This is a genomic window from Coleofasciculus sp. A1-SPW-01 (assembly GCF_040217205.1).
Taxonomy (GTDB): domain Bacteria; phylum Cyanobacteriota; class Cyanobacteriia; order Cyanobacteriales; family Coleofasciculaceae; genus Coleofasciculus; species Coleofasciculus chthonoplastes_A.
This window is the reverse complement of the sequence record NZ_JAVJNP010000124.1, coordinates 23,918-33,568: the sequence shown is the minus strand read 5'-3', so window position 1 is coordinate 33,568 and position 9,651 is coordinate 23,918. Positions and strand designations below refer to the sequence as shown.

The window sequence follows — 9,651 nt, the reverse complement described above, 5'->3', positions numbered from 1 at the left end:
TCCAATTGTTGCAACGAAATACCGGACTGGTATCAACAGTTGGGTTGTCAAACCTTGCCGCATCGAGCGGCGTGGTTTGACCTCTATCCCCCTCCGACCTACTTCGTTGAGGTCGGAGTCCCACGAGGTAAAACGATGGATTGTCAGCCCAATCAACCTTTAATCCTCGTCGTTGATGATGATCGTTCGATGCGCTCATTACTCAATTTAGCGATGACAGAAGAAGGGTATGGCGTCGTGGAAGCGAAGGATGGGGAGCAATGTCTGAGCGAATATATGCATCATCAGCCAGACATGGTATTGTTGGATGCAGTTATGCCGGGATTGGATGGCTTTACCTGCTGTCAGCGTTTGCGTTCTCTACCGGGAGGCGATCGCATCCCGATTTTAATGATTACGGTTTTGGATGATCAAGAGTCCGTGGATCGTGCTTTTGCCGTAGGTGCAACGGATTATGTCACCAAACCCATCTATTGGGCGGTTCTCTCCCAACGAGTACGGCGTCTCTTGGCGGCGGCTCAAGCTTTGACACAGGCGGAACAAGCCACCCAGCAATTACAGCGTTTACAACAGTGGGATGCTTTATTCGCAGAGATTCTCCAGCGCTTGGGTAAGTCTACTCCTGTGTCAACCCTGCTGGATTTCACGGTGGCGAAGCTGCGAGTTCAGTTAGAGGTTGAACGAGTCATCCTTTATACCTTAGGCGATCAATCGATTGTGGAATCCGTCGCCCCCGGATATCCCTCGGTGCTAGAACTTTCCCTTGCTGATCCCGGTTTAGAGGAAGACTATAAGACAGTGTACCAACAAGGGCAAATTGTCGCGATTGAGGATATTGAGCAAGAGCATATTGAGCAAACCGAACTCTCAGAGGAAGCGATCGCGCAACTGACTCCGTTAAAAACCAAAGCTGTTTTAATTGTACCCTTAATCAGTCACGGTCAACGATTAGGGGAGCTGTGTGTCCATCAATGCATAACCCCACGCCATTGGGATCAGCCGACAATAGAGCGATTGACTAATCTGAGCAACTTACTCGCGATCGCGCTGTTCATGAACACAAATTCAACATAGCATAGACGCGATCGCTAACATCGATTGTCCAGACTGGAAATCAATCAATCGTTGAGGTTCTACCATGACTCTGGAAGAATTAGAGAGAGAGTATCGAGACGCGATCGACATTTTAGGCAACCAACTCCAAAATACTCTACTCGGACTATCTCAAACTGAAACCCGACTCACTCAAATCGGAGAATCTGTGAATAATCTTACCCGGATTATTGAGGAGTTTATTCAACAGCAACGCCAATCCGAGTCGGAATAGAAGGTTTTGTTGTTCATTTCTTGGTGAGTATCTAAAATACAACGCTTTTCAAGCAACACAGACAGATCCCCGACTTCTTGGAGAAGTCGGGGATCTTGCTTAAGGCTGTACCTCATCAACCACCAAATCTGCTGTAAATGGCTAAACCCGTCCCTACCAGAAAACAGACGTGCCAATTATTTCAATTCCTTCTGAATCGCACGCCTAATATCCTGCACCATCGTCGGTTTCACCAAAAAACAGCAAGCCCCCAATTCAAATGCTCGCTGTTTATCCGAATTAAAGGAAAGTGCTGAAAGAATGACCACCGGGATTTGTAACGATTGGGATTGTTGCAGTTGTTCCATCAACGTAAAGCCATCAATCTCTGGTAACTTGAGATCCAGTAAAATTAAATCAGGTTTAACGTAGTCGCGAAAGTCCTCACCTTCAGCGATAGCAAGGTGAGGATGGACAGCTCTTAATCGGAGGTACGGAGATTTCCAAGTTATCCTGACACGCCAAATCTTTTGTAGTACAATGGCAATAATCCGCTTAGGTCTACCTTCTAAGGCATGGGAAGACAGATAGTCATGCTCGGTGTGATAGAGATGTAGTCCTTGCGCGGCTCGGAACTCGACCACCGTTCGCTTTTAGCGTCCTCCAAAAGAATAGCGCAAGATGCCAATAGGCATTATTCGGTTAGTACAGACGCTTCTCGCATCGCGTCTCTACAACCATAAACCGCGAAAACCAAGCGGACTAACAAAATATCACTGTCTGCGGAAGGCGGACGGCTGCCTGTGGACGCTGAGTAAGACCAATAGAGGGCAACCTTTGGAGGCGTCGGCGGATGAAGCGGGAAATCCCAAAGACGAATAAAACCGTCCTTGTTTTTAAGGAGTTGGAAGCCCCAACTTCAGCGAAGCAAGTTGGGGTACTTCACATTCTCTCACCACCTCTAAAAAATTAGCGCCATCGGGTTTAGCATAAACTTCATACCCATGCAACTCAAGATATTCACTAATTGCTTCCCGATTCAAGTCGTTATCTTCGATAAATAAAATTTTCACCAGCTACGATAGAGAGATTGACTGCTCCCGCTGCTAACCTCTACAAGGTATAAGTAGGTGGACACAATACAAGCTAACGAAGGGGGAAGCCAGCGGATGCTTCGCTTTTTGTTCCATGAGGGAGAATTCAAAGCCTCTCCAAATAAAAAAATATATTCCGCTTCCCTCTCCTTGTAGGAGAGGGCTAGGGAGAGGTTCGGAGAGAGGTTTAGAGAGAGGTTTTCCAGATCCCGTGTAAAAGTAAGAGAGTTCACCTTGTTCGGTGTAGAGGCGGATTCTGGTTGTAGTACAAATCAAGCCGCGCCAAACTCTTCTTGCAACGCTTCATCATTATCATCAGCAATAGTAGCAACAATCGTAATCGCCCGAGAAATTTCTCCCGGCGATAGTTCAGCCACCGTGCGCGATGATAACACCACCACTTGATCATCCACAATCCCAAAACGGGATTCAAAGGTATCTGACCAGTTCATTTCCAGAAGCCTACGCATCAATTCAGCTTCTTTTTCTGCCGGGAGGTTCAGCACCGAAGACCAAACGGTGAATGTATCCTCGTCTGTAGAACCCGTTAGCTGGACAAAGACTTCTACGCTACCATACTTAAACTTCCAGAGATAGCCTTCGTCGTTATGGCTTACCATAGCACTGTCATCTTGCTCCAGGCTAGAGATGACTGTTTCGATGGTTTCTACATAGTTGACGGTAGTCTTGTCTTGGATAAACTCCGTGGGAACCATCTCCTCCGTTGACAAGCCTTCAGTAGACACCGTTTCTGAACTTGATTTTTGAGTGGTCATAAACGTTTCTCTATAGGAGTTGACAATTTTATATAACACAAGGCGTGGTATTTACGGTGGATACGTCCTGTAGCTTGCTGGGAACATGGCAAGCATTATCAGCGATGCACCTAACTTTAACCAATGATGCAAGAAAAGGGAAGGCAGTAAGTCCCACACCATAATCGCCAGATGTGGCGTCTTTGATACTTGGGAGTACCCCCAAGCTTATTTTATCCGTTAATCCCGATTACTTACCCGCAAAGACCCAGATCCCCGACTTCTTCAAGAAGTCGGGGATCTGACTTAGGGGTTCTCAACTCTAGAGAGCGAATTCCTTTGAAAATGTGCCTAAGCCGTAGCTTTGTGTTGCTTATTGGGGACAATATTCAGTCCGTTCAAGAACATCGGTACAAACTTTTCCATAAACATCTTGGGATCACGTTGCCAAGCTCGTTGTGCCACAGTTAGACGGGTCATCTGCAATTCGGGGGCTAGCAGTGTCTGCGGTATGTTTTCCATCAGGTACTTGGGACGTTCCCAAATCTCTAAAGTATTGGCAATTTCTAACAGATGGTTGAGTCGGCGCAGTTCTGCACCAGCCATGATATCCATCCCAGCCTCATAAGCTGCCTGTTCAATTGCCACATACTGGCGCTTAGCTTGTTCCACCTTCCGGCGATGTCGGGGGCTTTTATCAGCCATTTTAGCCAGCCATCGGTTACCCCATCGGACGTGAACGGCTTCTTCTGGGAAAATTCGTTCAATTGTTTCTCTAATCTTGATGTTTTCTTCGGTTTGTGGAACTTCTTTCAACGCTCGAATATGAGCCGAGAAATATTCACAACCACGCTTTTCCGTGACGTTGATTGCCGCTAAGGCAGCAATCAGACCATCTTCTTTGTTGCCTGGTGATTCATAGGTTTGCTGGTCGATGAGTCGCTCGAACTCATGGATGTAGGATACTCCGGGAGGCATACCAATATCTGCACCCAAGTCTACTAGAAGGTCTGTCAACCACATCGCATGGCGAGCTTCGTCACAAATATGGTGAGACAGTTCCTGTACCAAGTCTCGCGGTTGACCATTGAGTTTTTCTACCACTTCCGTGAGGTCTTTGCAGCTATGTTGTTCGTTATAGCGGTAGCGATTCAGCGTGATTAGGTGTATTTCGCGATCGCTCACTACCCGTTGGAGGATTTCACGCGCACTAACAGAGTTTTTCAGTTTGCGGGGATATGCAACAGTCATTAAGTTTTATGTTTTTTTGTAAATTTACTTTTTCAAGTGTAACAGAAATGAAAATCCCCTTTGCTTCCCCACTCTAGCCCAAGCCAGTTAACCAAAAAAGCCACCCTGTCAGGATGGCTTTTTTGGTTATTTTGTGCTAACAGTTGAGACTAGACATCATAGTAGAGGGAAAACTCATAGGGATGAGGACGCAACCGCATCGGGTTGATCTCATTGTCGAGTTTGTAAGCAATCCAGTTGTCGATAAAGTCTTCGGTGAATACACCTGTACTGGTTAAGAAGGTATGATCCTGCTCCAAATGCTCTAAAGCAGCTTCCAGAGAACCAGGAGTTGATGGGATTTTGCTCAATTCCTCTGGCGAGAGGTCATAGATATCCACATCCAACGGTTCGCCCGGATCAATTTCATTCTTAATCCCATCCAAACCTGCACACAACATCGCCGCAAAAGCAATATAGGGATTACACGTCGCATCAGGACAACGGAATTCCATCCGCTTCGCCTTAGGATTGTCACCAGACAAGGGAATCCGGATGGAGGCGGAACGGTTTCCTTGGGAGTAAGCCAAGTTCACAGGCGCTTCAAACCCTGGCACCAAGCGCTTGTAGGAGTTGGTGGTTGGGTTGGTTAAAGCTAACAAAGCCGGCGCATGTCTGAGTAAACCGCCGATGTAATGCAACGCCATCTTACTCAACCCAGCGTAGCCATCGCCAAAGAACAGGGGTTTCCCATTCTTCCAGATGGACTGGTGAGTGTGCATCCCAGAACCATTGTCGTTAAATATTGGCTTGGGCATAAAGGTGGCAGTTTTGCCATACTTCTTGGCGACGTTTTTAACCACATATTTGTACACCATCAAGAAGTCACCGGCTTCCACGATTGGTGCAAAACGGACACCGAGTTCGTTCTGTCCCCCAGAGGCAACTTCGTGGTGATGCTTTTCAATTGGCACACCACATTGAGCCATGGTGAGCAGCATTTCGGTACGCATGTCTTGCATCGTATCCGTAGGTGAGACGGGGAAATATCCTTCTTTGTAGCGCGGTTTATATCCCAGGTTCCCGCCAGCTTCTTCCCGTCCAGAATTCCAACGCCCTTCCACGCTATCTACGTAGTAGAACCCTTTGCTCTCTGTTTGATCAAAGCGAACATCCTCGAAGATAAAGAACTCAGCTTCTGGACCAAAAAAGGTAATATCGCCAATTCCGGTGGACTTCAAAAAGTCCAGTGCTTTCTGGGCGATGGTGCGGGGATCACGGCTGTACCATTCACCCGTGCGGGGTTCCTTGATTGAGCAGATCATGCTCAAGGTTTTTTCTTTCATGAACGGGTCGATCCAAGCCGTTTTCGGATCGGGAACCATTGACATGTCCGATTCGTTAATGGCTTTCCAACCGCGAATACTTGACCCGTCGAAGGCTACCCCATCTTCAAAAGCACTTTCGTCTATTTGATCATAGTAAAACGAGCAGTGCTGCCAGATTCCTGGCATATCAATGAATTTGAGGTCAATAATCTTAATGTCTTGATCTTGAATCATTTTCAAGACTTCTTGTGGCGTTTCTGGCATGAATGACTCCTTTTGTCAAGTGGACTATTGTTTAGAAAAGTTCAAATAGCGGTGGGGCAGTTGAAGTTCTCACCGACCTCGACAGACGGTGGTGTCTGTCCTAAACCTGACGCTTAGGACGACGGGGGAACTTAGGAATCAAGTGTCGCACAAACCAACTAGACATGAGATAAGGAAACGATACGGTTGATAACAGCAGGAGATGGAAACACGGGTAGACCCGATCAGCTTGTCTCCTGCGTGTGAGAAACGAAACAAGATACAGTTTAGTTTGGTGCGAGCTTTCTCCCTAAGCCGGGGAGCCGTTATCGTACCATCTCAGGTTTACCTCAACAACCTGATTGGGCTTGAAACCTGTCTCCTGTTCATCTGACTCATCCTAGGGAGAGGCAGAGGCAGCTTTTGTATCCAAAGTTACAGAATCTCATTTCCTGATCCTTGATATCCTAAGAAAAAGATTAAATTGTATTAAATATTACAAAATGCTAAGGATTGCCCGTCCCCTATTTGTCAATCCGCTCAACAATGACGTATTCTATTCTAGATAAGCCAAGTTGCTTTGGGAGCAATAGTTGGGCAGTCCAGCTTATGTGATCAAGAATGGTGCAGGAATTCTCATTCCAGAGACTTTTGATGAGAGCGTCGCAATAGCTGGCAATATAAATAGATAAAGATATATAGATTGGGAGAGCCGACTCATGCGGGATGCGATTACAAGCCTGATTAGAAACTACGATATTAGCGGTCGTTACCTTGATCGCGATGCGATCGATTTACTCAAATCTTACTTTGACAGTGGTACAGCCCGAATCATGGCAGCAGCAGTGATTAATGCCAATGCCGCCTCAATTGTCAAGCAGGCAGGATCGCAACTCTTTGAAGACGTCCCGGAACTGATTCGTCCGGGTGGTAATGCTTATACGACTCGTCGCTATGCTGCTTGTCTGCGGGATATGGACTATTATCTCCGCTATGCCAGTTATGCACTGGTTGCTGGGAGTATGGATGTCCTAGACGAACGAGTTTTGCAAGGGTTACGGGAAACCTACAATTCGTTGGGGGTTCCAATTGGTCCAACTGTTCGCGGTATCCAAATTATGAAAGATATCCTGAAAGAACAAGTCGCTGCTGCTGGAGTGACTAATACGGCATTTGTGGATCAACCCTTCGACTACATGACTCGTGAATTGAGCGAAAGCGATATTTAACCATTTTTCGCACCCAAAGGGTCACATCCAGGTTTTTGAACAAACAGATGATTAGGGACGTGTTTAATGTCCCTTCTTGGTATTCACAATTACTAGCACTGCTGGACAAACTCTAACAATACTTAATGTAACTATCTTTGGGTGCAGTTTTTAATCGTTGTCTAAGATGAATGATTTAATGTGTATATTCCCAGACCAATCAGTACTAGGGCGATAACCTGTCTGATGCCAAACGGTTCTCCCCAAATTAAATGAGCCAAAAAAGCCACCGCCACATAACTAATCGAAACGCTGGGAAAAGCCACAGAAACAGGGATTTCTCTAAGGGCAAAGATATAGAATAGAGAAGCACAGAAATAAGACGATAATCCCACAATAATGTAGGGTTGAAGAAAGAAAAGCTTACTACCAATACCCTGCATAGCGCCAGCTTTAAGGCTTAGTTGCCCACCGATACCAATCATAATCGAAATAATTAAAGCGAAATAGGCATTCATGAAAAAATTCTCCAATGAGCGTAGAACTATCTTAATCTGAATGTCAAATAAATAAGCATTTGTTGCTCAACAGATTTAGGATTAAGCCGCGTGACATTTATCTGAATTGACCTGAGCCATCTTGAGTGATATCCTGACTTATTCCGAGCTAATCCGTGCTTTATTCCTGACTTTTCCCCATTGAATCTGCCAAAATTTAAACAGAAACTTGCAGATGTCCACTAAAAAACCAATGGGGGTTGAGAGCGTGAGTGAGAGTAGACCTACGGCATCTGGGTTGATTCATGGATGCGGTGACATCTGTAAAAACCATAGCTTTACAGAAACCCGCGCAAAAATGTTACATAAAGTACAATAAATCAACCGCTAGCATAGTGAAATAGAATAGGTCGATTATAGGTTATGAGTAAACGCGATAATCCGCTAGTATTGATTTTAGCTTTAGCCGCTACCTTGGGTCTGATTGGAGGTGGTCTGTGGGTGTTGAGTAAGGCGGCACCTGATCTAGTTCCTAATCTGTCAAGTCAGACTCAAACCAAAGCCGCCAAAGGTGAACTGAGGATTCTGGGAGATACATTCAGCGGCTATAGCACATTTCGCAGTCAGCCGTTTCAAGAAGCATTAGAAGAGGTTGGGCTGAAACTGCGCTATCAAGATGAGTTTGATCAAGCTAAACGGGCTGAATTATTGAATCAGGGAAAAGCTGATTTATTAGTCACGACATTAGATCAGTTCCTGCAACAACAACCCGAAGGACAAATTATTGGCTTGATTGACCGCACGGTAGGCGCTGATGCCGTTGTGCTGAATACGAAGAAATATCCAAACCTTAAGTCACTCTTAGATCTTAAGGGATTAGTTGAGCAGGAGCGATCGCAAGGACGACAGTTAACCCTCACCTTTGCGGGCGATACCCCCAGTGAGTACCTGGCGCTGGTGTTGAGTACCAAGTTTGAGGCGTTTAAGCTAGCTGATTTTCAAGTCGAAAAAGTCGCTGATGCGTCTGAGGCGTGGCAATTGTTACAAGATCCCAATCAGAATGTGGCGGTGGCGGTGATTTGGGAACCCTATGTCACCCAAGCCAAAAAACAAGGGCATACTGTCGTTTTATCCAGTCAGGATGCACCCCAAGCGATTGTGGATGTGATTGTGGCATCTAATCGCTTGATTGAGTCTCAACCTGAGAAAATTTCAGAATTACTGGAAGCCTACTATCGCCGGATTGATGTGAATGTTCGCGAACCTTCCCAATTAAAAACGCAAATCGCAGAAGATGGGGAATTATCTTCTAGTGAAGCTAGCGCCGTTTTACAGGGAATTGACTTTTTTACTGCCTCTGAAGCCCAGCAATGGATGAGTGATAATATCCTAGAAAAACGGATTGGTTCCACCGCCGCCGTATTAGTTTTAGCCGGTCGATTAAATGATGTTCCGCAAGCCCCCCAGAGCTTATTTTCACCTCAGTTTCTTACCAAAGCCGCAACTAATACCGAAACCTTAATTAGCTTAGTGCGTGCCGATAACCCAGAATTGGCAGACCGACTATCGGGCAAGGGAGAAACCGTTGCTGCTGTGCCGCAAGTCTCCGCCCAACAGATTACCGCCGCCCCGGATATTGGCAACTTAGAAGTGCGAGGCGAAGTTAAATTTGGTGTCGGTTCAGCAACATTAACCAGTCAAGGGCAACAAACCCTGAATCAGTTAACCAATGAAATTCAGGAGTTTAATCCCCAAACTTTAGCCGTGCGGGTGATTGGTCATACCTCGAAAACAGGGGCAGCAGCGCTGAACCAAACCTTAAGTCAACAACGCGCCCAAGTTGTGGTTAACTATCTCAAAAATCGTGGTCTTAAACATAACTTTGTCGCAGAAGGCAAAGGCTTTAATCAACCCCTGTCAGGCATTCCTCCAACTGATCCCCGTCAACAGCGTACAGAAATACGCTTAGTTCGGGTTAACTAAGAACGTT

Annotated in this window: 10 protein-coding genes; 4 read left to right on the top strand and 6 right to left on the bottom strand. The window is 46.0% G+C overall.

Annotated features, from left to right (window positions below):
* Together RH949_RS18580 and RH949_RS18575 are read left to right on the top strand one after the other, a co-directional pair.
* Positions 1 to 1,074: response regulator (locus RH949_RS18580; protein WP_446355159.1), on the top strand; the 1,074-nt coding region annotated here is incomplete at its 5' end.
* Positions 1,075 to 1,138: 64 nt separating this feature from the next.
* Positions 1,139 to 1,327 (top strand): hypothetical protein, encoded by a 189-nt coding sequence (locus RH949_RS18575; RefSeq protein WP_006097802.1) that lies wholly within the window; start codon positions 1,139 to 1,141, stop codon positions 1,325 to 1,327.
* A 176-nt stretch (positions 1,328 to 1,503) separates the two neighbouring features.
* Here RH949_RS18575 and RH949_RS18570 read toward each other — a convergent pair whose 3' ends face one another.
* The 5 genes from RH949_RS18570 to glnA all read right to left on the bottom strand — a co-directional run bounded on the left by RH949_RS18570 (position 1,504) and on the right by glnA (position 5,977).
* Positions 1,504 to 1,950, bottom strand: coding sequence for a response regulator (locus RH949_RS18570; RefSeq protein ID WP_446355157.1), 447 nt, complete (start codon positions 1,948 to 1,950; stop codon positions 1,504 to 1,506).
* Between the two features lie 252 nt (positions 1,951 to 2,202).
* A complete protein-coding gene (locus RH949_RS18565) occupies positions 2,203 to 2,379 on the bottom strand; it encodes a response regulator transcription factor (RefSeq protein ID WP_006098317.1) in 177 nt (58 codons plus the stop codon).
* Between the two features lie 293 nt (positions 2,380 to 2,672).
* Positions 2,673 to 3,176, bottom strand: coding sequence for a YbjN domain-containing protein (locus RH949_RS18560; RefSeq protein ID WP_044204282.1), 504 nt, complete (start codon positions 3,174 to 3,176; stop codon positions 2,673 to 2,675).
* 330 nt (positions 3,177 to 3,506) lie between these two features.
* The gene (locus RH949_RS18555; protein WP_446355154.1) at positions 3,507 to 4,406 is read right to left on the bottom strand and encodes a ferritin-like domain-containing protein; all 900 of its coding nucleotides are present in this window, start codon (positions 4,404 to 4,406) and stop codon (positions 3,507 to 3,509) included.
* A 149-nt stretch (positions 4,407 to 4,555) separates the two neighbouring features.
* Positions 4,556 to 5,977 carry a type I glutamate--ammonia ligase gene (glnA, locus tag RH949_RS18550; protein WP_006097809.1) on the bottom strand — a complete coding sequence of 474 codons (1,422 nt, stop codon included), beginning with the start codon at positions 5,975 to 5,977 and terminating at the stop codon, positions 4,556 to 4,558.
* A 698-nt stretch (positions 5,978 to 6,675) separates the two neighbouring features.
* Between glnA and apcB the strand changes: the two genes are divergently transcribed.
* Positions 6,676 to 7,185 carry an allophycocyanin subunit beta gene (gene apcB / locus RH949_RS18545; RefSeq protein ID WP_446355152.1) on the top strand — a complete coding sequence of 170 codons (510 nt, stop codon included), beginning with the start codon at positions 6,676 to 6,678 and terminating at the stop codon, positions 7,183 to 7,185.
* A gap of 161 nt (positions 7,186 to 7,346) precedes the next feature.
* Here apcB and RH949_RS18540 read toward each other — a convergent pair whose 3' ends face one another.
* The gene (locus RH949_RS18540; protein WP_446355163.1) at positions 7,347 to 7,712 is read right to left on the bottom strand and encodes an EamA family transporter; all 366 of its coding nucleotides are present in this window, start codon (positions 7,710 to 7,712) and stop codon (positions 7,347 to 7,349) included.
* A gap of 372 nt (positions 7,713 to 8,084) precedes the next feature.
* Between RH949_RS18540 and RH949_RS18535 the strand changes: the two genes are divergently transcribed.
* Positions 8,085 to 9,644 carry an OmpA family protein gene (locus RH949_RS18535; protein ID WP_446355150.1) on the top strand — a complete coding sequence of 520 codons (1,560 nt, stop codon included), beginning with the start codon at positions 8,085 to 8,087 and terminating at the stop codon, positions 9,642 to 9,644.
* Positions 9,645 to 9,651 lie beyond the last annotated feature (7 nt).

Coding starts and splice junctions, on each gene's coding strand:
- RH949_RS18575 (WP_006097802.1), top strand. CDS start 1,139: ATGACTCTGGAAGAATTAGAGAGAGAGTATCGAGACGCGATCGACATT.
- RH949_RS18560 (WP_044204282.1), bottom strand. CDS start 3,176: ATGACCACTCAAAAATCAAGTTCAGAAACGGTGTCTACTGAAGGCTTG.
- RH949_RS18555 (WP_446355154.1), bottom strand. CDS start 4,406: ATGACTGTTGCATATCCCCGCAAACTGAAAAACTCTGTTAGTGCGCGT.
- glnA (WP_006097809.1), bottom strand. CDS start 5,977: ATGCCAGAAACGCCACAAGAAGTCTTGAAAATGATTCAAGATCAAGAC.
- apcB (WP_446355152.1), top strand. CDS start 6,676: ATGCGGGATGCGATTACAAGCCTGATTAGAAACTACGATATTAGCGGT.
- RH949_RS18535 (WP_446355150.1), top strand. CDS start 8,085: ATGAGTAAACGCGATAATCCGCTAGTATTGATTTTAGCTTTAGCCGCT.